Origin of the sequence: Xylella taiwanensis (assembly GCF_013177435.1) — a bacterium.
Lineage (GTDB): Bacteria > Pseudomonadota > Gammaproteobacteria > Xanthomonadales > Xanthomonadaceae > Xylella > Xylella taiwanensis.
Genome location: NZ_CP053627.1, coordinates 2,070,964 through 2,097,848, shown reverse-complemented (window position 1 = coordinate 2,097,848; position 26,885 = coordinate 2,070,964). Strand labels below are relative to the sequence as shown.

Below are 26,885 nucleotides of genomic sequence, written 5' to 3'. Positions count from 1 at the left end.
AGCAATTGCATTAAGGTATATGGAAAGGTGACGATTGTGTCCTGAGGGGGCCGTCGGGCACGTGTCCTTCACTCGGCTTGCAACAGTCGGCGCAGTTGTGCTTTTAGTATCCGCCCCCTGGTATGAAAATAGTGCCGTTCCTGCCGCCAGAGGGGGAAGCGGCATTCGACTTCGTGCCAGAACGCTGGTGAGTGGTTAGCTTGGATCAGGTGGCACAACTCATGCACCACCACATACTCGAATGCGGAGGGGCGACCGAGCACCAACGCCAGATCCAGTGCCATGTGGCCGTCCGGGGCAAGCGATCCCCATTGTGAGGACATGGGCTTCAGGCGTACCCGGGTCGGTGGACGTGGCAGGCCAGGTAGGTATTTCCGCAGCCAGCGACTGATGTCCGCATGTCCCTGTATCTCGTAAAACTCCTTGAGTGTGCGTCGTAATGCGCTGTCGTTGGTGTGTGTTGGTATATGAAACTGTAAACCATGCGCATCCAATTCCAGTCGTGTGTAGCGGCCCTCGCGCCAATGGAGTGGTAACTGCTTATCACGCAGTGGTAGTACGGCGGTTTCGCCGCGACGCAGCGGTATCGCTGCCGCATCGCTGGCATAGCGAGCCATTTGTGTCTCGATCCAGGCGCGCTGTTCAAGCAGAAAACGGGTGCCAGCGTCCAGACTGGCACATGGTGGCAGGGTCAGGCGCACACCGCGCTCGTCGACGCTCAGTTTGATCCGACGCGCACGCGGATTACGCACGCACAGCACATTAATCTTGCACTCGTTTGTCTGCAATTGGATGCTGTCGTGTTTCAGTTGCTTTCGAAGGGGGGGCATCAGACAGTGTGTGAGTCTGGACAGGGTGGTCCAAGCATAACGTTGCTCAGGTGTTGGACGTTATCGCGCTTAGATTTCTGCTTTGCTCAACTTCAGCGAAGTTTCTAACAAGAGAAAGAGACGTCGTACTTCAGCACTCATCAACGCGAAGCGCGCATCCAATTCAGCACGTATCCCGTCGGCTTCGCTGTGTTCAAGCTGGTCCAACATGCCGTCGAGGAATTTGAGTTTGCGGATCACGAGGTCGTCACCGAGTACAAATGAGACGTGGTCGTCGAGGATGAGTGCCAGCTTGCTCGCCTGTTTGCCAACTTCTAAGTGTTTGTCGATCTCGTCGCAGCGCAGCTCTTGGTGCTGGCACTTGATCACCGCGCCGCCTTCAGTGGAATCCTTCATTTCGCACTCATCACCCAGGTTCAGGTGTTCGGGCAGTGGCTCGCCAGCAATCCAGCTCGTCAGCATTGAGCGTATTGAGATTTCGGCGTTGAGCGGCAGCGCCGGAAAGCTGCCGAGCAAGCCACGGATCTCGCTGATGACAGTTTCAGCGGTTTTACGGCTTGCGGTGTCTACGGCGACGTAGCCGTGACGCAGATCCAGCATCGTATCGATGCGGGAGTTTTTGATGAAGGCACGAGGCAGCAGTTCGTGGATCAGATCGTCTTTCATCCGCTTGCGCTCACGCCCGCCTGGAGGTTGACCTTTCTTTTCCTCAATCTCGGCGCATTTGCGAGCTAGCAGGTCGTTGACGACCGAAGCAGGCAGGATCTTGTCCTCACTACCGACGGTCAGCCACAGGAAGTCGCCCTGGCGTTGGTTGAGTACCTCCTGCTCTTCACGCCCAAAGGGTGAGATAAACCCACGCGATGTCATCTCCAAAGGGCCGACCGGACGCAACCGTGCGTTGGGCAACACGGTATCGATGTGTGAGAAATCCAGCGAAGTTGGGAAGCGAAACAACGTCAGATTGCGAAAGAACATTGAGGATCCGATGGAAATGGGAAGGGAAGGCCATTGCCTTATGAGGCCGTATCGCCGATCAGGTCGCTTGCCAGCCAGGCGTGTGCGTCAGGCAACATGTCGTTGCTGTGTCGACCCAATGACATGAAGTCGAACAGCGAACGGTCGGCTAATTGTGAGGGGCAAATGTTGCCCAATGCACGTGCGATCTGTTCGGTTCGGCCTGGGTGTTCCTTCTCCCACGTTTTGAGCATCAGCCCCACCTGCTTGCGTTGCAGGTTTTCTTGGTTGCCACATAAATTGCAAGGAATGATGGGGAAGCGGCGTGTATTGGCGTAAGCAACGATGTCGGCTTCGGTGACGTAGGCCAGTGGGCGAATCACCACATGTTTGCCATTGTCGCTGCGCAGCTTCGGTGGCATCCCTGATAGTTTGGCGTGGTGAAACAGATTCATAAAGAACGTCGCGACCATATCATCGCGATGGTGGCCCAGCGCGATCTTGGTGAAGCCTTGTGCCTCGGCATAGGCGTACAGTGCTCCGCGGCGCATCCGCGAGCAGAGCGCGCATAGGGTTTTACCTTCGGGGACGACACGGGTGACTACCGAATAGGTGTCTTGCTCAATGATGTGGTATGGCACGCCGATACTGGTCAAGTACTCTGGCAGCACGTGTTTGGGAAAGCCGGGTTGCTTTTGATCCAAATTGACGGCGGTCAGCTCGAACGGCACCGGTGCCTTTGCGCGCAGCCGTAACAGAATGTCCAGCAAGGTGTAGCTGTCTTTGCCGCCCGACAAGCAAACCATAACCTTGTCGTTGGCTTCAATCATGCCAAAGTTAGCGATGGCTTGGCCCACTTGACGGCGCAGGCGCTTGGCAAGCTTGCATTGCTCACGGTGCTCCTTGTCTGGAGTAGGCCCCATGGGGACGTTGAGGTGAGATGGCAAAGGTAAGACGGCATTCATAGGGCCATCATTGTAGCTGGCCTCGGTAAGCACGCTCACGTATGGCTGCTGTGCAGTTATTTTCCATGTGGACGGTGAGTGCATGTCGTTGGGCGTGTGCGTTGCAGTGGCAAAGCCGTGTTCGATGTGTCTGCATACAAGCGGGTGTACAGGTGTTGTATCGATTGGCGAGGCGGAGTCGTTTGTTCCGTTACCTGTATCGAATATAGGGTGCAGGTTCCACAGAGGGCGATGTGACTGCGAGTATTCCTGGCTGATGCCGGGTGAAGCTGTCCAAGATACTGCAATGATTTGCCTGATCTGCAGGCATCATGATGTGATGGGTTCGTAAGCTGTCATGGCAATGGCCGAAAACGATCTAACATCGCCTGACGCTTCGCCCGACTCTAAGCCTGAAAGCACAGTGCTCCGTGTCAATCACTTGCCATTCATCATTGCTATGACGGCCCTCACGGTCTTTCTGGTCAGTGACATTACAAGCGTGTAAACAACACGGCCAGTGTGCAGCAGGAGGTGATCTATGTCAGCAAGAAAAACACCGACACAAGCGTGATAGCGAATGACGTGGCGTGTGGTCACAGTGCTGGCTCGATTTCCGCTCCATGCGCCTGCTGCCACGCAAGCTTCAAGCGTGCTGGACGCAGTTCTAATGGTGTTCGTTAGCAAACCCAGTTTAAAAACACCGAAAGCAGGGTGGTGCCGTGTTCGCGAAGCTTGCAGAACGGATAATGAGTGCCAACAAGAGCGATGTGCGGCTCTGTATGCGGCTGGCACGCATTTCCGCTGTTGTTATCCAGGTGTTCGCGCCGTGCTTATTTTTGACAGGTATGTCGTTAGGCACTTTGAGAGCTGGGTTACTGTCGCAAAGTATCCCAGATGATCGTTGTCCGCTTGCGACACTGGTCCTAGCGATTGTGGCCTTCAGGAAGTAGCAGCGTGTTTGGTAAAGGGGAGTCGCAGTCGCTCAGGTACCGAACAATTGATATCCCGGTAATGCAATACAAAAGGAAGCGTTCCTGCGGAACGGCTGATCTGTGTCCATCATGTCCGTAAGGCACCCAGAGAGGTACAACTGACTCAGCGGGACATCACTGAACATATAGGATTTTCACAATCGTTCATCAGTGAGGCTGCAACGGGCAATGGTTACTTTGGGCAAGCGTGGAGGCGTTCCTTGCTGAAAACTTTTGGTGCCATCAGGTGCTGCCTCGGTGCGCGTTCTTTTTCATTTTCGCGCGCTGCTTGCCCGTCTAAAACATATCCTCATCACTCAATTTCGCACGTGTGATCGACTTTTTGGCGGTTAGTGTGAGACGGCTGGCTTATATTGGTATAGCTAAACAGGCGTATGTATGAAGATGTACGTGTGAAACGGTGTTGTTCATTGTCTAGCAATGACCAGCATCACTGTGTTGCTGATGGGCGATGCACAGAGGTGCATGTATTAGGTTGGTAACGCTGTGTTTATGCTAAGGGAGGTACGCCGCCCGGAGAGGAGATGGGGCGGCAATTCGGATTTCATCCAGGTGCTAAAACACGGTGTATTAAAAAGACTCTGTGCTGTTAAACATACCCACGCGGAGGTCTTTGGCAACATAGATTTCACGGCCATCTACCAACATCCGGGCGTTGGACTGACCAATGACCAGTGTGCGGTTGATAATCTTGGTGATCTCCACTTCGTAACGTACCAACTTTGCTTTTGGCAGCACTTGACCTGTGAACTTAACTTCGCCACAGCCCAATGCACGGCCGTATCCTGGGGTTGCACCACTCCATGTTAGAAAAAAACCAGTCAGTTGCCACATCGCGTCCAGACCGAGGCAGCCCGGCATGACTGGGTCACTAAGGAAATGACAGCCGAAGAACCACAGGTCTGGTCGAATATCAAGTTCCGCATTGACTAGACCTTTGCCGTGGGCACCGCCGTCGGCATAAATTTCGGTGATCCGGTCAAACATCAGCATCGGATCATTCGGCAGGCGGGCGTTGCTGTGGCTGAAAAGTTCGCCACGGGCGGTTGCCAGCAGTTCGTCGCGTGAATACGCATGTTGCCGGGACATCAAAATTCCTGCGTCTAGCCCATAAAGGGCAGTAAGCGTACCTGAGCAATGCTGATGCAATCAAACATGACGATGCGTGCTTGGACTGTAACGTGGCAGGTGGGAATCGTTTGGCTTGAGCGTTAAGGAACGTGTGTTGTTACAGGGTTACAGGTGCGGGGAGTGGATTCGACATTCGATCGCACTGTGTCAAGTTGTGAAGTGGTTGAGTGGAGTTGAATGGTTGTGTCTGTATGAGCGCTCTACACAACATGTCTTTAATGTAGATGCAAGATGTTGAATGTGCAGGAGCGTCATCCTTGCAGTGTTGCTCCCGGCGGTATTCCGATGTTCCGGTATGCACCGGCTTTGTTATCGGGTGAGAGGAATGCTGTAATCCATGTTTCTCGTGGCAATGTCGTTGTTGTCACTATCAGTGAGTTCTATCCCTGCTTTGCGCCGTTGCTCTGTTCGCCCGGTGAGCGCGTTATTGCCGGTTGATTGTGGAGTCTGCGCCAGATGGTGGAGACGTGCATCGCTGAGAACTGTGCGGAATGTACAGTGCATCAGGTCCTTGATGTTGTCTTGCAGATGGATATTTATGTTGCTGATGTGTACTTGGCTTGGCCACTTCGTCAGATGGAGGAGTCAGAAAGATGTATTCCTTCCTTTCGATTGAAAGGTGCCCCAAGCAATGGGGTCGATGCCAACGAGGGCAAAATCCAGAATGGGGTGTCATGGCTGTGTTGGCCCAGTGATGCTGTTGTTGATTGCAGCGGCGCCGCGTGTGCGGCAATGATGCTGATCCGAAGATCAGTCGCTTAGGGAACATCGTGGCTGTGGTGTGATCTAGACAACTTCTGTTTGTCATTTTTGTGATTGAAGACTCAATAGGTCGGACGCATAAAAAAATGGGGATGGTCTGTGAAATTCCAGAGGCTGTTTGCTGGGTTGCTGGGATGGTTTAGATCAGCTGCACTTGCCCGCCCTGCGTGATGCAGGGCGGATCATGGTTCTCACCAGATGACGACTTGCTGATCACCACGGCGAACCATCGCGTCGCTTGGTTTGCAGCTGAATGCTTCGGCGAAGCTTGGCATATTCGATGGCGCACCGATCGCACGGAAACGTGACGGGGCATGTGGATCGGTTTTCAGTCGCATTGCCTGTTCTTCTGGGGTTTGTTGGCTGCGCCACACTGTTGCCCAGTTATAGAAGAAACGTTGGTCACGGGTAATTCCGTCGGTTTTCGGGTCCGCTTGTCCAGCAGTAGCGGTCTTCATAGCGTCGTAGGCTGTGTTTATTCCACCCAAGTCGGCAATGTTCTCGCCCAAGGTCAGTGAGCCGTTGACTTGGCTTCCATCCTCAGTACGGTAGCCGTTGAACTGGGTCACCAACTTCGCGGTACGTGTTGAGAAGGCTTTGGCATCGGTCTTGGTCCACCATTGCTCGAAGTTGCCTGTTGGTCCAAAGCGACTGCCTTGGTCATCGTAGCCATGGGTCATTTCATGGCCGATCACTGCACCGATGCCGCCGTAGTTGCTTTCCGGTGGTGCATCCGGATCGAAGAACGGCGGTTGCAGGATAGCGGCTGGAAACACGATTTCGTTCTGCTGCGGGTTGTAGTAGGCATTCACCATTTGTGGCGGCATGTCCCATTCGGTCTTGTCCACAGGTTTGCCGATCTTAGAGAGGTTCCATGCGTAGTTGAATTGCTGTGCACTCAGTACGTTGCCCAGGTAACTGTCGCGGTTGGTTTGCAGGCCATCCCAGGAGCGCCATTTGTCTGGATAGCCGATCTTGGCTGTGAAGCTTTCCCACTTTTTCAATGCTTTGGATTTAGTGGCCGGGCTCATCCAGTCCAGTTTTTCGATGCGTGCCTTAAGCGCGGTACGCAAATGGTCAACCAGTGCTTCCATCTTAACTTTGGATTCAGCCGGGAAGGCAGCTTTGACATAAAGCTGCCCTAGTGCTTCACCAGTTTGGCCATTGATTGTGTTCAACACTCGCTTCCAGCGTGGTTTGATTTCCTTCTGCCCACGCATGGTGTTGTTCCAGAACGCGAAGTGTTCGTCCACGAATGGCCGGCTCAGGTACGGTGAGGCACTGTCGACGGTGTGGAAGCGCAGGTAGGCGCGCCATATTGCGGGGTCGGTATCAGTCAGCATCCGATCCACTTCCTTGTGGAAGGCTGGAATTGCGAGGGAGAACATTTCTGGCAGCGGCACGCCTTGGGTCTTGAACGTTTCACTCCATGACCAGTGTGGGGTCAATTTGTCTGCCTGGGCTGGGGTGACCGGGTTGTATTGCAGGGCTGTGTCACGTGCGAGTTGTTCGCTGGTTTTGGAGACCTTGGCCAGGCGAGTTTCAAACGCGATCACCTGCTCGGCTTGCTTGGCGGCATCAGTGGCGGCTGTTCCGGATAATTCCAATACCTTGGCGATATGCGCTTGGTAGGCTTGGAGTTTGTTTTTGTTGGCCGGTTTGGTGTAGTACTCCGGATCAGGCAGGCCTAGCCCGCTCTGGCTGACGTAGGCGATGTTGCGGGTGGAGTCGCGGAAGTCGGGGGAGGCACTGAACGCGAATAGTTCACCTCTGCCCTTGGCCGCTGTGCTGCGTAGGTAGTTCACCAAGTTGTTCCGGTCGGTGATGGCGTCGATTGCAGCCAGCTCCGCCTTCAGCGGGTCTATCCCTTGGGCTTCGATCTTGGCTTCGTCCATGCCCGTGTTCCATAGGTCGCTGAGGATTTTCTCGATGCCGCTACTCTTGGGGTCGGCGGCGGCGCGTTCGACCAGTTGGTGCTGGATTGCATTGGAACGTTCGTCCAGCATTTCGAATGCGCCCCAGCTGGTGCGGTCGCTCGGTACAGGATTGGCTTTCAGCCAGTTGCCATTGACATAGGTGTGCAGGTCATTACATGGGTTACCGGTATGATCCAGATCCGACGTGACGAAACGTGCGACGGGCGGTAGTGTGGTGAGATCTAGGTCGGTGTTCTTTGTCTTGGGCGTTGGTTTTGGTGTGGGGACGGGCGCCGGCGCTTGTGTGTCACGGTTGCAACTTGCAAGGGTGACAGCGACAGAGAGGCATAGAGGTAACCATCGATATGTATGTGGCATTCCAAAAGTTCCAATGGCAAGGGAGATGGTCTTGTAGTGAGATTAAACAGAAGAACTGTAAACATTACGGATGCGATGTGTCACGCTGGCAATGTGTGACGACGTTTAAGGTTCCACTAGGGCGTACAGTGATTTTTGTATGTTCACATGTAGTAGTCCTTGCAGGCTGTCTCTTTTTTGTCGATGTCCCCCCATATTTCGAACGATGGGTGGGATAGTTGGTATCCCGCGCTTGTGTTGACGATTTTTCTCTTTGAGTTGCGTTGTGCGTTGGTGAGTCGTGATCGTCATTGCACCATTTGGCAGCGTGTTTGGTATTGATCGGTACCGGTCGTGTGTTCTGGGTATGTTTGTTGACGATCCAGCCGTTTGATGTCTTCGAGGTTGAGAGTGACTGAGTCTGGCTCAATGAATTGCTGGCAATCCGCCAGAGATTGGGTTTCTGTACATCTGTTTCTGTGTTTCGATGGTGTGATTCATCGTACAGGCTGTGTCTTGCAGGTCGTTGCGGCACGCGGTGCTTGTGTGTGTTGGACGTATCGATCTGTAGCGATTGTTGTCAGTGTTGGGCTCGGTAGTTGCGATGATCTGACGGTCGATGTATTACATCTCGTATGTGTGTTTCTGGAGTGATTGGTAACTGGAGCTGCGCTGGATTGCCTAAGGCGCCGTACAAATGGTGCATCCCTTGGAGGGGCGTTTTGTACAGGTAGTAGGGCTGATTCAAATAGCACAGCTTTGCTGTGATGTGGTCTTGTTTACGATGTGGGGAGAGGTTTCCAGGTGCTCACGTTTGTGCGGTGTTTGTTGCAGACGGGCAGGTGTGCGGCGAGTGGAATGGCTGGTCATGGCACGAGGCTTATTAGGATGCATAGTGGTCGGTTAAAGTAGGCCGATGCATGATCAGATTATTCCAGGTGGAATGCTCGTCGCCATTGAGGGGATCGATGGTGCTGGGAAGACCACCTTAGCCCAGACCTTAGCGGTGACGTTGCGGCGTGCCGGGTTCGAAACGGTGATCAGTAAGGAGCCGACCAACGGCCCATGGGGCACTCTGTTGCGACAGTCGGCTTCTACCGGGCGTTTTTCCCCGGAGCATGAGGTCGATTTGTTGTTGCGCGACCGCCGCCAGCATGTCGAAGACCTCATTATTCCTGTTCTCGCCCGTGGTTCGGTCGTGATCTTGGACCGCTATTTCCCGTCGATGGTGGCTTACCAGGGAGCAGCCGGGTTGCCAGTGGATGCTTTACTTGAGGCCAATGCGTTTGCTCCACGTCCGCACCTTCTGTTGCTGCTTGATGTACCGCCAGCGATCGGTTTACAGCGTATCTGGGAACGTGGCAACACGCCAAATCACTTCGAAACCATGGAAAATCTGGCACGTTGTCGTGACATTTTCCTAGCACTGGAATTGCCAGCTAAACGAGTGATCGATGCGACGTCCAATGCCCAAACGGTCTTGTGCACTGCACTGGCATGGGTGACGGAGGTGTTGCGCGCGCGTCTTGGTACATCCGGTGCGGTGGTGTTGGAGCGTGTTGCGGGCTGGGGGGTGTGATGAACTTAGATCATTGTTCTTAATAAACAACGCATGAGGGATATTGTGCGTAGTCCGATGAGCGTATCAACACCTTATACATATCAATGGCTGCGGAAATGGAATGACATTCTCTAAAGTGTTGTGGGGCGGATCAGTTCCCTGAGAACATGCGTGTGTCATAAGTAAAACTGCTACGTGCAACTGGACATGAGCCGTTGCTATATCGGGGATGTGCAGGAACAGCCGCAAAAGAAGAAGCCGGTGAGGCTAATGCTCGGTGGTGTCGTAGTGTTTTCGACAAGCTGCTGCAAACAATGTGGCGTGGCCCTAAAGCTGATCCGTGAATGAGGGGGCATGATTGGCCTATCTACAGTTGCCAGTGTGTAGCGTCAAACATCTGCTTGCTTGCATGGTTGCTGGCACCATGTGGTGTCTGCCGGGTAAGGTGGTCTCTTTTGTTTGGATTGAGCGTACGTATAAAAAAACGATATCTATTATTGGACGTTGCTGAAGTCGTTGATTGTGAGTATTGAGTGTCGGTGGTTTGCAGGGGGGGGCGCATGTTGCAGCAGAGATGTGAGGATCAATCCAGTGATTTGATGATTAGTTCTAATGCGTTCTGGCCGTTCTCTTTTTGCAGTAAGCGTGCTGGTATCGGGAGACCGGGGACAATCCAGGCGCTGATTTCATTATTGCCGTCAGTGCGGGAGACCTTGGTTGCTTGCTGCGTCTGACCGTTAACGGTCATGTTTTCTTTGCCGACTACAGTGTAGGTCATTGGCTTGATTTTTCCCGCATCAACCATGCGGTAGCTCAACAGTTGTTTACCGGCCTGTACATCGCGCACGATTGCTAGGTTGATCAGGAGTCCGTCCATATCGCCTTCCTTGAGCATCACTGGGCCGCGTCGGTCCGGTTTGATATCGCCGCTCCACGTTGCTTGGAGGTTATCCCAGTCGTACTGTGCTTGTATCTTGCGCTTTTTGACGACTAGCGTCGAAACATCATCATTGCTGAGTGGGCGCAATTGGCTATTGTTTTCATCGAATACGGTGCTCTGGGTCAAGTCGACCAGTTGATTCTGGATGTGCAGGGTATAGCGCCACTGGTTAGTGCCGATCATCGTCAGGATCATTGTGCTGTTGGCCTGCATGCCCATGTACTTGGCTTGGTATTCGAGGTTGAATGGTTGCATTGCCAGTCCTGGCAAGCTGGTCAGGGCCAGACTGACAGTGGCGAGGGTGCATAGGATCCGGGACATTGTCATGGTTCAAGCTCCTTGGTAATCGATGAGGCGCAAGTCAATCTCGTCCTCGCCATTTTTGCGTTGCAGGATGCGTATTGGGGTCGGTACGCCGTTGGCGATCCACAGGATGGTCTGGTTCTTGCCACTGTTAATCTGATGGATGCGCAGTGCATCGTAACTTAGGTCACCGACTTGCAATGGTTCAGTGGTGTTGGCGGTACGGTAGTCATAGTGTCGTATTTTGCCGATGTCGATACAGCGGTAGCTAAGCGTGCGGTTGGGCATGGCGTCGCGTATCAACGATAGGTTCAGTAGCAGTATGCTTTGGTCGCCAGGTAGAAGTTGGATCGGTTGGTGCTGTTCTTTCTTCAAGTCGCCAGTCCACTGAGCTGTGCCGGCATTCCAGTCGTAGATCCCGTTAACTTTTTTGCCGAATAACAATGCCTTTTTCACCGTGCTTTGGGTGAGGGGCACGTAGACACTATTGTGAATCTCGAACATTGTGCTCTGCTCGATGTTCAAACCAAGCACGCTGGCGAAGCCGCGTCGCCCACGTATTATCAGCTTCACCTGCCACTGGTTGTTGTTGCTGTGGCTGACCTGCATGGTTGCGTCGCCGGCTTCCTCACCATGGTAGAAGGCCCGATAGGTCGCTACGAATGGCAGCAGTGGCGGTGCGTTCCATTCAGCGGCAGGCAATGTTACCGGCGTGGGTGAGGTGGTGGGGGATGTGGATTCTTGGGGCAGCGTAGCGGTTGGTGTCGGCATGTCTTTGACCAGTGGTACTGATCTATTCGGTGCCGATTGCGTTATGACCGGTGTGACGGCGATTAGTAGTGTGGCCAGGGACAGGGGCACTGACGACAGGAGGCGATTCATACGTGGCACAGTCCGGTGGTAAGAAAAGGGTGCTCCAGTGAGGGTCCTGATGATGTGTCCATGTTCAATGGGTGAGATATCCCTGTGAATCTAGGCGCAGTGGCGTAAACAGGTACTGAGTGTCCAATTGTGGTGTTGGTCCGGTGATCGTCAAGCGACTGTTTGCAAGCAGCTCTAAGGTGGCGACGAGCAGTAGGTGCTCGTGTACCAGTACGCGCTCGGCTAGCGTTTCCGCTGTGTCGTTGGTAAGGATGGGCACTACCGCCTGGGCCAGTACTGTTCCAGCGTCTAGTTCTGGTACAACAAGATGGACGCTGGCACCGTGTTCAGCCTCGCCTGCTGCCAGTGCGCGTGCATGAGTGTGTAAGCCTCGGTATTTGGGTAACAGTGAGGGATGGATGTTAAGGATTCGGTTGGGGAAGCGTTCTATAAATGTTGCGCTGAGGATGCGCATGTAGCCGGCGCACACCACCCAGTCCGGTGTTGCGGTGGCGATCGCCGCGCTTAGCGTCGCGTCGAAGGTAGTGCGATCAGGGTAGTCGCGTGGATCAGCACTCCAGCGTTGTGAGGGTGACACTTTGGTGAGTGCCGGTGCGTCGGGACGATTGGAAAATACTCCAACCACCTCGGCATGCAGCCGGCCGGTAGCGATGGCATCAAGTATGGCCTGCAGATTACTGCCACGTCCTGAACCCAGGACGGCGAGGCGTAACGGAGGGGAGGATGGTCTCAAGCAGTAGATTTCCTAAGTAAGGATGAAGGGGAAAAAATAGCCAAGCACAGTGGCAGCTGATGTGGTGGATATATATGTTGCTGTCGCTTCAGCTGATGCGTACACGCTCATTGCCGGCATGAGTGATTACCTGGCCTATTCGCCAATGTGCCAAGCCTTGGTGGTCCAGTGCCTGTCGCAGGGAGGAGACCTGGTTGGCTGCGGTTACTAGTACGAAGCCGATACCGCAGTTGAAAGTGCGCCACATCTCCGTATCGGTTACGGTGCCTTCGTGCTGCAGCCACTGGAACACTGGCGGCTGTGGCCAAGCGCTGGTGTCGAGGTCCAAGCCCAGGCTGGGAGGGATGACGCGGATGATGTTCTCGGTCAGTCCACCTCCGGTGATGTGGGCCATTGCGTGGATCGCCTCACTTCGTGTTTGCAGGAGTGCCAGTACCGGTTTGACGTACAGCGTGGTGGGCGCCATTAATGCGTCGATCAGGCGAGTTCCTCCGATATCCAGATCATCAGGTGATCCGGCGCGCTCATAGATGCGACGTATTAATGAGTAGCCATTTGAGTGCGGCCCTGAGGAAGCGATACCAATGAGTACATCCCCTTCGCGTACTTGGCTGCCATCCAGCAGTTGCGACTTCTCGACAGCAGCGACACAGAAACCCGCCAGATCGTATTCACCGGGTAGATACATATCTGGCATTTCGGCGGTTTCGCCGCCGATCAGTGCGCAGCCGGATTGCTCGCAGCCAAGTGCGATACCGCCGATCACTGCTGTAGCGGTGTCTATATCCAGCTTGCTGGTCGCAAAGTAGTCCAGGAAGAACAACGGCTCAGCGCCCTGTACCAGTACGTCGTTAACACACATCGCCACCAAATCAATTCCGATAGTATTGTGTCGGTTCAATTGCTGTGCCAATTTCAGTTTGGTGCCGACACCGTCCGTGCCGGAGACCAACACAGGCTCCTTATATTTGCCGGCCAGGTTGAACAATGCACCGAAACCACCCAGTCCACTCATGACCTCGGGTCGGAAGCTGCGTTTAACCAACGGCTTGATCCGTTCGACGAGTGCATGACCAGCGTCGATGTCGACCCCAGCATCGCGATAGGTCAGTGGTGTGGGGCTTGGGGAAATTGGAGTTGTCACGGGAAGCGGGAGCTTGATAGGGAATCCTTGCAATGTTAACAGGCTGGATTTGGCTGCAATGCCTTATTCGGGCAACAATCCCCACTTCAGATATCCCATGCCATGGAACTATCGATGCGCCACAGTCTTTTCCTGTTGATTGCTTTGTGTACCGCGGTGCCAGTCGTTCCGGCTTTGGCCCAACGTACTCTGCATACCGAGGGCGATGTGGCCAAGGATCAAGGTATTTACGAGACCCAGGTGCTGGTGAATAGTCAGAGTGATGTTGACCGGAAAGCTGGCATAGCGCGGGCGCTGTCGATTGTTCTTGGCAAACTCACCGGTAATCGCAACGAGAAGTTACGCCCCGAGGTGTCCCAAGCATTGCGCGATGCGGCTGCTTTGGTCGACAGCTATGACTATCGTCAAGCTCAGGCAACTTCGCCCGGTGGAGCGCCGATTTCACGTACCATGCTGATGGTGCGCTTTCGTCCGGATGAAGTCGATGCCTTGGCGGGCGCACTGGGATTGTCAATATGGCCGCAACCTAGGCCCAAGCCAGTGCTGTGGCTGGCGATTGATGACGGCAGTGGTCCGCGTTTAGTTGGGGTACAGCAGTCCAATGCGGTGCGCAGTGTGCTCAATCGTGCAATTGAGCGTGGCTATAGCTTAGGTTTGCCAGCTGGCCTGACGGAAGAGCAAGCGTTGGTTGCTGCCATTTGGCGGCGCGATGTCAATGCGGTAGTGGCTGCTTCAGTTCGCTATGCACCTCCGATGCAGTTGGTTGGCAAATTGTACCGTTCAGGGAGTGGTTGGGCTGCAGACTGGATTTTTGTGGATGGTGGTGAGCGAGTGGCGAGTTGGTCCAGCAGCAATGGGGATGCTCTGCGTGTGATGGCGGATGGCGCTGACGGTGCTGCTGACGCTTTGGTCAAGCACTATGCCAAGGTGCCGCTGACGGGTACACCCGGAGTCTACCGGGTCGGAATTAACGGCATCCATAGTGCCGACGATTACTTGCGCGTGTCTGCTGCATTGCAGAGAGTTCCTGTGGTACGAAGCATCCTCCCGGTGAAGGCAAGTGCTGAACGTCTAGAGGTGTATCTGGATTTGATGACAGGTATCACCGGCCTAAATCGGATGCTTGGCGGCGATAATCCGTTGCAACCGGTTGCTGCGCCGCTGCTGGAGCCGCGACAGATGGAAGGCGAGCCTGTGGAGTATCTTCTGAAATGACGCTTTCGCCCGAAGCCGAAATCGCCAGGTTCCTACGTCGATTGAAGTGGTATGTGTTAGCGGCGGGTATCCTTTGGATGGCTTGGTTGCTCACTCCAGTGCTTATCCCATTCGCTCTGTCGGTTTTCCTGGGATGGTTGGGGGATCCGCTGGTGGACAGGATTGAGCGGGCTGGTGTTTCGCGTGGTATGGCTGTTACCTCGGTATTTTTGCTGATACTGCTGGTGCTGGTGCTGATACTGATGATTTTTGTGCCTTTGATCGAGCGCCAAGTGATGACTCTGATCAATACGCTGCCACAGATGCATGATTGGGTGATTCGTATCGCGATTCCCTGGATCGAGCAAAAAACCGGGTCGCAGCTGAGAAATTGGTTAGATCCGGAGCAACTGATCCAATGGATGCACAGTAATTGGGAGCAGGCTGGGGGCGTGGCCCGGGGGCTTTTCGGTTATGTGTCGCGTTCCGGTTTCGTCATGGTGACGTGGGTCATCAACTTGGTATTGTTGCCGATCTTGAGCTTCTATTTTTTGCGTGACTGGGACAAGTGGGTTGAGCGTGTTGCAACCGCCATTCCGCGCCCCTATACCGGTACCGTCAGTCGGTTGGTGACCGAGGTAAATGAGGTGCTTGGTGCTTTCATCCGTGGTCAGTTCCTGGTCATGCTGGCCTTAGGTGTGATCTATGCTGTTGGCTTGTCGCTGGTCGGACTCAAGCTTGGTTTGCTGATTGGCCTGATTGCTGGCCTGATCAGTTTTATCCCGTATTTAGGTGCGATCACTGGTGTGGTACTGGCACTCATTGCTGTCATCGTGCAGGTGCATGGGTTGGATTTGAAGTTGTTGGTTTTGGTCGGTGGAGTATTCGTGGTTGGCCAACTTCTGGAGAGCTACGTGCTGACTCCGCGCATCGTTGGTGACAAAATCGGTTTGCATCCAGTGGCGGTCATTTTCTCGGTGATGGCTGGCGGGCAGTTGTTCGGTTTCGTTGGTATGTTGCTGGCGTTGCCTGTCTCTGCTGTGGTTAATGTGTTGTTACGTTACGCGCACGAGCGTTATATCCAAGGTGAGTTTTATAGAGGTGAGTGTTTGGGGGGCGTGTTGGATCAGCATAAACGCGATGAAAACCGTGATGGTGGGAAGGGTTCGGTGTGAGTGTTTCGCAGCTGCCACTGGCCTTGCGCTATTCTTCTGATCAGCGTTTGGATACTTATCTGCAAGCCCCCTCCGGGCTGATTGCGCAACTAAGGGCTGTGGTCGATGAGCGGTTGCGGGATTGGGTCTATCTTGTGGGTGTCTCTGGCAGTGGTAAGACTCATTTGGCATTGGCGTTGTGTGCGGCTGCCGAACAGGTTGGACAGTCAGTGGCCTACTTGCCGCTACAGGTTGCTGCAGGGCATCTGCGCGATGCATTGGAAGCGCTGCAGGGCTGTGTGCTGGTTGTCCTGGATGGTTTGGAGGCGATCGCTGGCATGCGTGAGGACGAGATTGCGTTATTCGACTTTCACAATCGTGCGCGGGCGGCCGGTATCACGTTGCTGTATACGGCACGTGCCATGCCTGATGGTCTTGGGTTGACGTTGCCGGATTTACGTTCACGGGTGGCGCAATGCATCCGCATTGCGTTGCCCACGCTCGATGATGTCGGCCGTGCAGCAGTGTTGCGTGAGCGTGCTCAACGTCGTGGTCTCGTGCTGGATGAGGCTGCGATTGAGTGGCTGCTGAGTCATGGTGATCGTGATTTAGGCAGGTTGCTTATGTTGCTCGACAGACTCGATCGTGAATCGCTGGCTGCCAAGCGGCGCGTCACCATGCCGTTCTTGCGTCATGTGCTCGCAGATGGTGGGGTGCCAGTTGTTTTAAAGTGTCAACCTGTTGGAAGTACGGCTTCTCAATCCAATAAAGCCAGTGTGCGGTCGTCATATTGCGATTAAAGCGTTAAAGCTTTGTAGATGTCGCTCCAACCAAGGTCAATCCATTAGAGCGATTTGTACATTTCAGGATTAGTAAATGACGAACATTTTGTAATCTGTCTAGGAGGCGGCTTGTGACCGTAGCCATGTATCCAGTGTGTGCAGACGCTGCGGTGTACCAACGTCGGTCCACTGACCACGGTGGTGGGTGCCGTGGATGCGGCTGCGCTGTATGGCTGCACGCAATAGTGGTGCAAGTTTGAAGCGTGGTGGTTGTGCTTGGGTGTCGGGCGTATTGCCGATTGTTGTCTGCCAGTCGGTGAGTAGCTGTGATCTGTAGATGCCAAGACCGGCAAAAGTCAACGTAGGAATCCCAGGTCCGCGGTCGAGCACCTTTCCATCCGGTTGCAATGCGAAGTCGCCCTGTGGATGGTACTCCGGGTTGTCGACTAGCATCAGATGTGCATCACCTACGGGTTCCGTCGGTAGGCGTGTGAAGTCGGCATCGGTCCAGATGTCGCCATTGACAGCGAGGAATGGTGCAGTGCCCAGGAGCGGTAATGCGTGTAACATGCCGCCGCCGGTTTCCAGTGGTGGGAGCCCTTCGTAGCTGTAGACCAAGTGTAAGTCGAAACGTTGACCGTCGCCGAGTGTCTCTGGGAATTGCTCGCCTAGCCACGCTGTGTTGATCACCACTTCACGGATGCCCAATGCAGCGAGTTTGCGCAGGTGCCAGACGATCAATGGCTCACCACCAGCACATAATAGCGGCTTGGGGGTATGGTTTGTCAGTGGGCGCATACGCTCACCTATACCAGCAGCGAAGATCAGCGCTTTCATATTGACTCCATCGCTGTTCGTTCTGTTAATGCTGGTTTGATGCGGTGCTCAATCAGCTCGGCCAGTGGTGCCAATGTTGGGTGACGTGGTAGTACTTCGTCGAGATAGCTGATAAAACGCGGTACGTTGTCCAAATACCAGGACTTACCGTCACGGTAATGAAGTCGGGCGAAGATACCTAGATTTTTCAAGTGTCGTTGTACCCCCATCCAATCTGCATCGCGTAGGAAGCGTGCTAGGGGAGGCACTGGAATTTTGGCTGCATTGGCGCGCGTGTGGTAGTGCGTCAGCCAACCATCCACACGTGTGAGTGGCCAACTTGTTGAGGTATCTTTGAATAGGCTCACTGGATCGTAGGCGACTGGGCCCACTGTACAGTCCTGAAAATCTAGCACCGCTGGTCCATCAGCCACCGGCATGAGGTTGCGTGGCATAAAGTCACGATGCACAAGTACACGTGGCTGTGCTAGTGCGTTGTTCATCAGGTGGTGCTGTATTTGCTTCAGGGCGTTTAGGTCGGTTGAATTCAGCCTTAGATTCAGATGGTGGTACAGGAACCAGTCTTCGAACAGGCTGGCATCACGTTGTAGCAGTGCCTCGTTGAACTGGGTAAGGTCGCTCGGCGGGACAATGCGCTGTAACGTGATCAGTTGTTCCAGAGCGGCTTCGAACAGGGTGTCGGCGTTGCCGGTGTTCAGGCTTTGGGCCAGTGTTGGTATGCCAAGGTCTTCTAGCAGCAAGAAGCCAGCGTCAAGATCTTGTGCTAGCACATGTGGGACACGTACACCGCCGTCGGTTAATAGTGCATGCATACGTAGCCATTGGTGTGGATTCTCTAGACTTGGTGGGACGTCCATCAGAATATGGCTCATGCCGTTGCTGGTGCTGCGCCAGTAACTGCGGAATCCGGCGTCGGTGGAAGCGCGCTGTAGCGTTGCTGTTGAGTCTGCCAGGGTGGTACGGAGCCATTGCAGGCGTTGTATTGCACGTGTCGTATCAGGGAAATCGGATGAGATCATACACAGCATGAATGAATGGCCGACTGGTAGTGAGTCAATACTAGATATTAAGAAGGCTTTGTAGGTTTGCTCAACGCTTGTGATTGAACACTTACGCCAGCATCAAGAGTGCGGCAGCGTTGAGTAACCCGGTTGGCTGGCTGGGTGCGTATCAGTCCTGCAGCAAATGAGCCAGTGGATGCCAAGTACATTGCGAGTGTTGATCAAGGAGCTTAAAACAGTTTAAAACGGGTATACCGCGCCGGGTTGCTCTTTTAATCATGCTGGTGCTGAGCTGCTTGTCTTGAAGGGAGAAGAACTTAGGAATACGCCTTGATTGCTTGCGGCATGTATTTGGTTGGCATGCTTATCTCATGGTGATGTGTGATAACTCTTTAAGTCTGTAATGGTTGGAATGTGGGCCCAGCAGGTCTGTGGTCATGGATTGCACGTCTTGGAGTTTCTTACCGAGCATGCTTATAAGAGTAATTGAATCGCTTTCGCCCATGTACATGACTGGCTTTACTGGAGAACGTTCGATTGACTGTGTGTCAATTGCTTGTTCCAAGCATGGAGCCATTGTTGGCACGTTTCAGCTGGTCACCGCCTTTACTGGCTCTTTTTATCGTATTTCTTGATGCTTTGTTGGCATTTCCTTCAGCAACTTGATACGGCGTTTGTGATTGGTAGTTATGGGCATGCGTAGCATCAGCTTGATGATTGTCTAGCGGGCACACATCGCCGAGTGAATCTGGTAGTGCGGTATCCCTGTTCCTTGTTGTCTCGTGCGGTTGAGAATGTATTGGTGCAGCCTGTTGATCAACGTGTGCTTGTAGAAGACCGCGGTATCAACTACCTCTATGCCGTGCTTGCCGGAGGTAAGTATTGCCGAGGGATTCTTATGTGAATGCCTTTAGTTCTTAGATGTAACCCGTTCTCTTTTCCTCAGTTCCTGACAGTAGTTGGTGCAGCAGATGGAAGCTGGATAGTGCCATGTCTGAAGTGGTTGCTGGATTGCACGTGTTTTCAGTGTTGGTGTGTTGTTGGTCAGGATGTGCAGCAAGGTGGTGCATTGCATTTGTGTGTGGTGGAAATAACCAGAATTCAACAAGAACACCAGCGACAGTTCGTCGATCCGCATAGACAGATAGTTGATGTAGGCGGGATAGTGCTTTGTGACTGAATTCTCCGCATATTGAGATCAGTATCAGAGAGCATGTGTACGTGATGTTCTGTTGATGCGGTATGAGTGATGTAGTGAGAGTTTTGAAGATTAAGTAGCTGTTGTCAGCGTTGCCGTGTTTTTGCGCTTTGAAGTTATAGCGCAGCACCAGCTGCCATAAGGTTTCTAGGGATGCATGTTTTTGATTGCTTTTTCGAGTATCTGTGCGGTTGTGCTTAGCGGCATTGAATTGCCTGTGAATGGATTGGATCTCTCATGAAAATCAATGATATGTGAACCATGCTTGCAAACAGCTCCGACCTGTATTCTTCGTATTTTTTACCTCGGGCTTTACGATATATCGATGTTTTTTCCTAATTCAGGTTGCTATGTAAGGTGCAGTCTGTGTCGAACATTAATGATGTTTCTTGGGGTTGCGCATGTCATCTATCAATTGTGAGATGTTTTCATGATCTTACTTGTCATGTTATCGATGATTGATCGACTCTTCGCGTTCTTTGCCAAGTAATTGTGTGGTGTGAAGAGTGTGACTGGCGATTTCTACATTCCGGTTCCAGGTTGCTTTGCTTGGGTTAGGGTTTTACCTACATGTTTCTGTGGTTTTCGCTGACAACATAGGACGTGGCTTGACGATAATCTGTTTTCGGGCGGTACGGAATACTGGATTAGCTGGTAGGAATGCTGGCACGAACTCTAAACACTAAGCCATTCTTAAGGAGCGTTGCCATGAAGTCTTTCGCCATGAGCCTGAAGTCTTTGTTGTTGTTATTAGCCCTTGCTTTCACAGCACATGCGGCTGACAAGGTCGATATCAACACAGCTTCAGCGGAAGAAATGGATAGAGTGTTGGTGAATATTGGTCCCTCCAAGGCTTCTGCTATCGTCAAGTACCGTCAGGAAAACGGTCCCTTTAAGAGCGTTGAGGAGTTAGCCCTGGTCAATGGAATCGGAATGAAGACAGTTGAACGGAATCGCGACCTGATGGAAGTTGGTGCCAGGATGGCACCCGCTAAACCTGCCAAGGGAACAGAGCTGAAGTCGGTGGGAAGGCGGTAAGAGAGGGAGTGTTGTGGTACGGTGCGATGCATGATGTGTGGCCGTTACCTTGCTAGGCAAGATGCCTTGAGGAGGCAAGATGCCGACATGGAATGTAAAGTCGTCCGGTGTTGCACTTGGATGGGCAGCCGGGCGTTTTCGTTGGATAGGTTCAGACAGTGGATGTTTTTGTCAGGTCAATCATGTTGGGACTTTCCGTTGCTGTGATGTGTATAGGAATGTCCTGCTGAAATAGATGTGATGAAGCGGTATGTTCATCGCACAAAAAGCTGTTTATGCATGTCATTAAGTGAATAGCTATGTTGTCTTAATCGATTGGTTCTCCAGGGGGCTCGATACTCGTTTAATAGCACTGTTGATATATTTTCTAGTTTCTTAGTGAGTCATTGAATCTGGAAATGGATTGCATTTCGTCAAACCATAGCGATTGATGAGCATTGGATAACGCCTTCAGAAAAGGAAGCTGTAAGAGATATTGTCTTAGTATCTATTAGAGATATAGCAATTGTTTGGTATTGTTTAAGTCACGCAACGGATTGCTCGGTCGAATAGCTGAGTCTTGTCTGGATCAGCCTTTAAGTTGCGTTGCACCTTTGTTGATTGGCCTGACCTGAGAGGGAACCTCAAGGCCTTTGAGTGTGACTATATATAGATGTTCGATCATTCGTGCTTGCCCGTGTCCTAAGTTCGGTTGCTAATCATCCCTTTTGATCGTCAGCCCCTCAAAAAGCAACCGTGCCTTCGCATTTTCTGTGTTGTTGACCTTTCTTGGCATGATGTGAAGGTGTGTGATGGGCTAGATTCAGCTTTATGTATATTTTTGCTGATGTTGAACACTTGAACCTGTCCATGGTGTTAGTAAACATCGCGCCTATAACGACCCTGTTGCTGCAGGTGTTGGCGTAGATCGGGCCCCAAGATTCGTTCGATCGTAGCGTCTACTTCCTGTGCCATTCCGTGTAGGCTGCCACAGATATAGAGACTGGCACCGTTGGCAACCCAGGTGCGTAGCATGTCTGCAGCGGTTTCCAGCAAATGCTGGACGTAGCAACGATGCGGCTTACCGTTCCTTGAGAAGGCGAGGTCGACACGTGTGAGCCAGCCGTCGCGCTGCCAGGCATGAATGTCTTCGGCGTAGTGATGATCATGAATGGCGCTGCGTTCGCCGAACAACAGCCAGTTGGCGCGCGCGCCGGCTTCGATGCGTGCGCGTAGGTGGGCGCGTAAACCAGCAATACCGGTACCGTTGCCAATTAAGATCAATGAGTGATCTGCAGGCGGTCCATGAAAGCTTGGATTGGTTCGGATCCGCAGTGCAATCTTTCCCTCCAGTGGTGCGTGCTTGCACAGCCAAGTGCTACCCAGGCCGGGAGTGCCGTTAGGACCTGATTGGTACCGTAACAGCAGCGCAATGTGACCTTCCTCTGGAATCGAGGCGATCGAGTAAGCACGAGCAGACAGTGGGGTGAGCCCTGCGACCAGGGTAGCGGGCCATAGATGAGTTGGGACGGTTTCTGGTAATTGTGATGTTGCTAGCCAATCACGTAATGGACGTCCGTCCACCAACACATCACCGTCCAACGTATGTTGTTCCAGCCACGTTTGTACTCGGCATGGCGGATGGCATGGTATGACTTCAGCGATGTCACCAGCTTGCCAAAAAGGGAGGTGACCATCGTCGGGGACGAGGCGCAGTCGGTAGACTGCGCCACCTGGACTGTCTGGATTGCAATGTTGACGTGCTTGCAGGCGCCATGTTGCAGATGTCTGTGGTCTCCAAACGATCGGGACGTCTCCGATGTGATTGGTGAGTTGCTGTTGCCATTTTCGCAGCGCTTGCGGATCACCGTTGTCAACTTCGATCCGCTCGAATAGTGCCTCGGCTCCCTGATCCGTCAACCAATGATCTAGACGTCGCCCGAAGGCGCAGAACGTTTTGTAACGGCGATCACCGAGTGCTATCAGACCGTAGCGCAATTGAGGGAGTGGGAGAGAGGTCGCCAGAACATGAACAAAGGGTTGAGCGTGATCTGGTGGGTCGCCCTCACCGGTAGTACTGATGACGAACAACACGCAGGTGGCCTTGTGCAGTGTTTTGTTGTCTAGCCATTCCAAAGGGAGCGTCTGCACGTTGCATCCAGCCTGTTGCAGGGCTGCTGCGCTGCGTTCCGCGAGTGTTTTGGCAAAGCCTGTTTGGCTTGCCCAGGCAAACAGTACGGCATCTTTCTGGATGTGTAAGTGCTCTTGTGGGCGCAAACACCGCAGACAAACGACCAGGTAAGTTGCTAGGCACACGCTGGCGATTGATATTCGGAGCGTGCTTGGCATGCCAAGCCACCACGGGCCGGTATGTAGGTCTAGGAGTACTAGTGCTACGGTTGCAAGTAGGATGCCAGTCAGTATTTGGCTCAGCCCAACCTGGTTCATGCTGTTCATGGCTTGTGCAACAAGCGATTGAAGGCTGGACTGTAGTAAGCGGTTAGTGTCCCATTATCGTGTTCTAGATAGCGAACCGCCAATCCGAGCGCTTCGGCCAGTGCTAAGCCGGCTTCCCGGCCCAGCGCACTTAGAGCAGTCGTCCAGGCATCAGCGTGCATTGCACTGACTGCGATCATGGTGACCATCGCGGGCGCGCGAGGGAGGGGTGTGCCTTGCTGAGGGTCGATAGTGTGTGTGTAACGTTGGCCTTCGTGTTCGAAGTGGTGCCAACGGTCGCCAGAAGTGGCGACTGCAAGTCCATTCAGTTCAAGGATGCATGGCGGCAGTACATTGTTAACCTTGTCTGTGAGATCCGGTTCTACCAGCACACTCCAAGGTGTGCCGTCAGGTTTGTGTCCATAGCCATATAACTCGCCACCAATGTCTACCAATGCATGTTTCACACCTTGCGTGTGTAGTGTGGCGGTGACGGCGTCCACGCCATATCCCTTGGCGATTGCTGATAAGTCCAGCTCGGTTCCGCCGGGTTGCAGCCAGCGTCCGTCAGTGGTGCGCACTAGGTGCTGCCAGCCTACACGTGCTGTTGCAAGAGCGATTGCTTCAGGCGTTGGTATTTGCTGGTGATTGCCGCCATGGGCGCCGAAGCCCCACAGAGTCACCAACGGGCCAACGGTTGGATCAAAGGCACCGTTGCTGATGGTCGCGATTTCCAGAGCTGTACGTAGTACCAAGTCGAAATCGTTTGGCAGGACATGCCATGAACCAGCGGGTGCGTGGTTGAAACGACTGATGGTGCTGTTCGGTTCCCATGTGCTCATTGCTGCGACAATCTGGTCGAGCCGTGCTTGGATTGCAGTGTGTAGTGGGTGTAGGTCGAGTTGTCGTGGCGCCACCAATTTCACGCTCCAGGTAGTGCCCATGGTGTAGCCGCCCAGTGTGGCAAGGTCGAGGTCGGATATGTTCATGTCGTTGTGACAGTAGGCGATGAGACAGTTGCCGTGGAGGCTATTGGTACGTCATGGCTACGGACTTACTGCGGTAGCACTTCCAGTGTGGCCGTGTAACTCAGCCGGCGTTGCTTGGCGGGTGGCATGTTGACCTTGGTGTCTTCTGTGGTGACTTCCAGTAAATACATGCCGGCCTGGGGCCAAATGACAGAGAAACCTCCCTGAGTATCGGTAGTCACCTTGATTTCATCTTGTGAGTTACGGTACCGAGTAGCACCACGGATGATGTGCACTTCCAGTCCGGTGGCTGGTTTTCCGTCAATGTGTAGTGAGAACTGCGCCGCTTCGTTAGCGAACAGATCGTTCGGATGAGTGATGGGTACTAATTCCAGACCGTGGCCGTTTGGTTCGAGTGCGGTCTGGTTCGGGTTTCCATTGGTGATGAAGGTTTCGATCCTGGCGAGTGATTGCGTTACCTTAAGGTTCTGGTTGTTTTTTGGTACCTCTGTGGCGAAGCGTGCGGTATCTCCCCGCCAGCGTTTGATCTGGCCGTTCTCTGTCCAGGTGGCAGACAGTCCGTTGTTGACGACACTGAGGCGGTAGGTGCCCTGCTGACTCAGCTCCACGTCGAATACGCTACGGTACTTGCTGGTGGTGGGGTTCTGTGGTTGCTCATGGTTGCCGTTTGGTGCGGTGATGACCAGTGTGTCCAGGCGCAGTGGCACGTGGTTGAAATAGAACAGATCGTTTGACACGGCTGCGTCGACAGTGATCCACGCTGATTGGCCGGTGATCACGGTCTGTGAGGGGAGCAGCCAGGCTTTGTGTGCCTGTGCAGTGAAGGGGAGCACAGCTAGTGTCGCGATCAATAGGAGGGAATGCTTCATATCGGTTCCTTGTAACGGAGATGCTCAATGGGACTTAGGGGTGGGCAGCCAGGGTGACGTTGCCTAGTTCAGTCTTACCCAGGGCTTGACCTGTCTCCGCGGTTGTTGCCGGCCAGGTAAATGGGATCTTCAGTAGTTCGCGCCCGCCGACTTCACGTGTGGCTTCGACAACCAGGGTGTACTGGCCTGGCGGCAGATGTTTGAGTTGTTGTTGCTCATCCAAGGAAAGCGTGTGTCGCCCAGCTGGGCGAGTTGGCCCGGTGACACCGTCTACAGGTAGCTGTACCGTACGGCCACTTTTGCGCCACCACTGGCGTAGTTCCGGTAACCACTTGGTGCCGTGTGCTTCAGCGCCACCACGTTGTTGGTACCAGAGTGCCAAGTTGCGTGCGACTTTTTGATCGGCATCTTCGATCCAGATGGCGATATAGGGGCGGTGGTATTCGGCGACGTTGAGTGTGGGTATCTCGACGGTGATGTTGAGTGTGGTCGCATAGGCGGGCATGGCCAGCAGGCCGCTGAGGGCGATCGTCAAAGTAATGCGCATTGAATGTTTCCCTGGAGGTTCAGTGGATCAGGAGTAGTGCGATCAGTAGTGGCACGATCAAACCAAAACCGACGAGCGGCCAAGTCAGGCGCCGCTGGCGCGCGTGCAGGTAGAGAAGGCATAGGCCGGTGAGGCAGAACACGAGACAGGCGACCGCAAGCAGGTCAATGAACCAGCCCCAGACCGGGCCTGCGTTACGGCCTTTGTGGAGGTCATTGAAGTAGGCGATCCAACCCCGGTCGGTGTGCTCGTACTCCACCGTGCCATCGGTGCGGTTCAGGCTGAGCCAAGCATCGGTACCGGGGCCGGGGAGCGATAGATAGATCTCTTCGGGCGACCATTCTGCCTTACGTCCGGCCAGTGCTTGCCCGGTGTATGTGCTGAGCCACACGGCGATTACTGGAGGTAGAGGCCCACTGCTGTTTTTTGATGTCGCGAGTGCGGCGTGCAGTGCTGGCGGCAGTGTTGTGGTGCGGTGTACCACGTTTGGTGTGGTCTCAATCCGTGCGGCGTGGTTCAGGGTCAATCCGGTGGCTGCGAACAGTAGCATGCCGACCAGGCAGATGGCCGAACTGATCCAGTGCCATTGGTGTAATGTGCGCAGCCAGAAGCTGCGGCGTTGTCGATGTACGCCTGGATCGGCGGCAGTGGACGAGGATGTGGTGGACATCGATGTGTTCAGGTCTCTGACCATTCCCGCAGCAGGTTGTGATAGACGTTGGTGAGTCGCAGGATCGTGTTGCGGTCAGTGTTGGAGTCAGTCAGTGATTGGATCGCGGTGTCCAGCTCGAGTAACTGGTGGCGACGTGTGGCTTGGCGTACTAGGCTTTGTACCCAAAAGAAGGAGGCGATCCGCGTGCCGTGGGTGACCGGTGCGACCCGGTGCAGACTGGTCGAGGGGTAAATGACAAGGTCGCCTGCTGGCAATTTGACTTCATGTTCGCCGTAGGTGTCAGTGATGATCAGCTCACCCCCGTCGTATTCGTCCGGGTCGTTGAGAAACAAGGTGCAAGAGACGTCGCTGCGCAGGCTGACTGGAGTATGGCCGTGGGCGACCGGGAGCGACAGCACCGCGCCGTCGACGTGAAATCCGTATTGGTGGTTTTTCTGGTAGCGGTTGAAACGTGGTGGCAATGTGCGTAGCGGTAATGTTGCAGCAAAGTAAAGTGGGCTGCGTGCCAGTGCATCAAGGATCTCGCGGCCGAGTTCCTGACGCAGTGGCGATGTTTCGGGCAGTTGCAGATTATGTTTAACCTGCGCACCTTGGGGACCGACGGTCTCGCGTCCGTCGGTCCAGTTGGCTGCCGCTAAGCGTTCATGCATTGAGGTCGCTTGGGTGCGATTGAGGATGTAGGGGATGTGTAAAAGCATCGTCGACTCTTGGAGCTAGGTGTTCATGCCGTGCT

The 26,885-nt window shown here is 53.7% G+C and carries 22 protein-coding genes; 5 read left to right on the top strand and 17 right to left on the bottom strand.

Translation table 11 applies throughout. The annotated features are described in order from the left end of the window. Window positions 1-68: 68 nt before the first annotated feature. The 5 genes from PLS229_RS09020 to PLS229_RS09000 all read right to left on the bottom strand — a co-directional run bounded on the left by PLS229_RS09020 (window position 69) and on the right by PLS229_RS09000 (window position 7,913). Window positions 69-830: a YgjP family zinc-dependent metalloprotease gene (locus PLS229_RS09020; protein WP_038270394.1), complete on the bottom strand. Its 762-nt coding sequence runs from the start codon at window positions 828-830 to the stop codon at window positions 69-71. A gap of 69 nt (window positions 831-899) precedes the next feature. Beyond that, the gene (locus PLS229_RS09015; protein ID WP_038270395.1) at window positions 900-1,808 is read right to left on the bottom strand and encodes a recombination-associated protein RdgC; all 909 of its coding nucleotides are present in this window, start codon (window positions 1,806-1,808) and stop codon (window positions 900-902) included. Window positions 1,809-1,846: 38 nt separating this feature from the next. Further along, complete coding sequence (gene ttcA / locus PLS229_RS09010; RefSeq protein WP_038270458.1) at window positions 1,847-2,752, bottom strand: tRNA 2-thiocytidine(32) synthetase TtcA; 906 nt, start codon at window positions 2,750-2,752, stop codon at window positions 1,847-1,849. Between the two features lie 1,544 nt (window positions 2,753-4,296). Further along, window positions 4,297-4,815, bottom strand: a complete 519-nt coding sequence (fabA, locus tag PLS229_RS09005) for a 3-hydroxyacyl-[acyl-carrier-protein] dehydratase FabA (protein WP_038270397.1) — start codon at window positions 4,813-4,815, stop codon at window positions 4,297-4,299. A gap of 995 nt (window positions 4,816-5,810) precedes the next feature. Then, window positions 5,811-7,913, bottom strand: coding sequence for a M13 family metallopeptidase (locus tag PLS229_RS09000; protein ID WP_038270400.1), 2,103 nt, complete (start codon window positions 7,911-7,913; stop codon window positions 5,811-5,813). 895 nt (window positions 7,914-8,808) lie between these two features. On the opposite strand from PLS229_RS09000, the gene tmk reads away from it, so the two are divergent. Beyond that, window positions 8,809-9,471 carry a dTMP kinase gene (tmk, locus tag PLS229_RS08995; RefSeq protein WP_038270401.1) on the top strand — a complete coding sequence of 221 codons (663 nt, stop codon included), beginning with the start codon at window positions 8,809-8,811 and terminating at the stop codon, window positions 9,469-9,471. A 565-nt stretch (window positions 9,472-10,036) separates the two neighbouring features. On the opposite strand, the gene PLS229_RS08990 is transcribed toward tmk, so the two are convergent. The 4 genes from PLS229_RS08990 to purM form a co-directional block, all read right to left on the bottom strand. Then, window positions 10,037-10,720, bottom strand: a complete 684-nt coding sequence (locus PLS229_RS08990; RefSeq protein WP_038270402.1) for a DUF3108 domain-containing protein — start codon at window positions 10,718-10,720, stop codon at window positions 10,037-10,039. A gap of 3 nt (window positions 10,721-10,723) precedes the next feature. Further along, window positions 10,724-11,578, bottom strand: a complete 855-nt coding sequence (locus PLS229_RS08985; RefSeq protein WP_038270403.1) for a DUF3108 domain-containing protein — start codon at window positions 11,576-11,578, stop codon at window positions 10,724-10,726. 64 nt (window positions 11,579-11,642) lie between these two features. After that, window positions 11,643-12,311 carry a phosphoribosylglycinamide formyltransferase gene (gene purN, locus PLS229_RS08980; RefSeq protein ID WP_038270404.1) on the bottom strand — a complete coding sequence of 223 codons (669 nt, stop codon included), beginning with the start codon at window positions 12,309-12,311 and terminating at the stop codon, window positions 11,643-11,645. Between the two features lie 88 nt (window positions 12,312-12,399). Further along, window positions 12,400-13,422: a phosphoribosylformylglycinamidine cyclo-ligase gene (purM, locus tag PLS229_RS08975; RefSeq protein WP_162814119.1), complete on the bottom strand. Its 1,023-nt coding sequence runs from the start codon at window positions 13,420-13,422 to the stop codon at window positions 12,400-12,402. 147 nt (window positions 13,423-13,569) lie between these two features. Between purM and PLS229_RS08970 the strand changes: the two genes are divergently transcribed. The 3 genes from PLS229_RS08970 to hda are packed head-to-tail and all read left to right on the top strand — an operon-like array spanning window position 13,570 to window position 16,603. Next, window positions 13,570-14,670, top strand: a complete 1,101-nt coding sequence (locus PLS229_RS08970; protein ID WP_162814105.1) for a DUF2066 domain-containing protein — start codon at window positions 13,570-13,572, stop codon at window positions 14,668-14,670. After that, window positions 14,667-15,824 (top strand): AI-2E family transporter, encoded by a 1,158-nt coding sequence (locus PLS229_RS08965; protein ID WP_038270407.1) that lies wholly within the window; start codon window positions 14,667-14,669, stop codon window positions 15,822-15,824. The genes PLS229_RS08970 and PLS229_RS08965 overlap by 4 nt, the downstream gene beginning before the upstream one ends. Further along, window positions 15,821-16,603 (top strand): DnaA regulatory inactivator Hda, encoded by a 783-nt coding sequence (gene hda / locus PLS229_RS08960; RefSeq protein WP_081755397.1) that lies wholly within the window; start codon window positions 15,821-15,823, stop codon window positions 16,601-16,603. The genes PLS229_RS08965 and hda overlap by 4 nt, the downstream gene beginning before the upstream one ends. Before the next feature lie 99 nt (window positions 16,604-16,702). Here hda and murU read toward each other — a convergent pair whose 3' ends face one another. Both murU and PLS229_RS08950 read right to left on the bottom strand, forming a co-directional pair. Further along, a complete protein-coding gene (gene murU / locus PLS229_RS08955) occupies window positions 16,703-17,422 on the bottom strand; it encodes an N-acetylmuramate alpha-1-phosphate uridylyltransferase MurU (RefSeq protein ID WP_038270408.1) in 720 nt (239 codons plus the stop codon). After that, window positions 17,419-18,438, bottom strand: a complete 1,020-nt coding sequence (locus PLS229_RS08950; RefSeq protein WP_171898092.1) for an aminoglycoside phosphotransferase family protein — start codon at window positions 18,436-18,438, stop codon at window positions 17,419-17,421. The genes murU and PLS229_RS08950 overlap by 4 nt, the downstream gene beginning before the upstream one ends. 1,891 nt (window positions 18,439-20,329) lie before the next feature. Here PLS229_RS08950 and PLS229_RS08945 point away from each other — a divergent pair. After that, the gene (locus PLS229_RS08945; protein WP_038270411.1) at window positions 20,330-20,659 is read left to right on the top strand and encodes a ComEA family DNA-binding protein; all 330 of its coding nucleotides are present in this window, start codon (window positions 20,330-20,332) and stop codon (window positions 20,657-20,659) included. Window positions 20,660-21,514: 855 nt separating this feature from the next. On the opposite strand, the gene PLS229_RS08940 is transcribed toward PLS229_RS08945, so the two are convergent. From PLS229_RS08940 to PLS229_RS08915, 6 genes are all read right to left on the bottom strand, one after another. Beyond that, window positions 21,515-23,095 (bottom strand): sulfite reductase subunit alpha, encoded by a 1,581-nt coding sequence (locus PLS229_RS08940; RefSeq protein ID WP_038270412.1) that lies wholly within the window; start codon window positions 23,093-23,095, stop codon window positions 21,515-21,517. Further along, window positions 23,092-24,063 (bottom strand): FAD:protein FMN transferase, encoded by a 972-nt coding sequence (locus PLS229_RS08935; protein WP_038270413.1) that lies wholly within the window; start codon window positions 24,061-24,063, stop codon window positions 23,092-23,094. Before PLS229_RS08935 ends, PLS229_RS08940 begins: the two co-directional genes overlap by 4 nt. Window positions 24,064-24,128: 65 nt before the next feature. After that, complete coding sequence (locus PLS229_RS08930) at window positions 24,129-24,932, bottom strand: DUF4198 domain-containing protein (protein ID WP_038270414.1); 804 nt, start codon at window positions 24,930-24,932, stop codon at window positions 24,129-24,131. 34 nt (window positions 24,933-24,966) lie between these two features. Next, window positions 24,967-25,479 (bottom strand): DUF2271 domain-containing protein, encoded by a 513-nt coding sequence (locus tag PLS229_RS08925; protein ID WP_038270415.1) that lies wholly within the window; start codon window positions 25,477-25,479, stop codon window positions 24,967-24,969. A 19-nt stretch (window positions 25,480-25,498) separates the two neighbouring features. After that, window positions 25,499-26,149, bottom strand: a complete 651-nt coding sequence (locus tag PLS229_RS08920; RefSeq protein ID WP_038270416.1) for a PepSY-associated TM helix domain-containing protein — start codon at window positions 26,147-26,149, stop codon at window positions 25,499-25,501. An 8-nt stretch (window positions 26,150-26,157) separates the two neighbouring features. Further along, on the bottom strand, window positions 26,158-26,850 hold the full coding sequence (locus PLS229_RS08915) for a Fe2+-dependent dioxygenase (RefSeq protein WP_038270417.1): 693 nt from the start codon (window positions 26,848-26,850) through the stop codon (window positions 26,158-26,160). Window positions 26,851-26,885 lie beyond the last annotated feature (35 nt).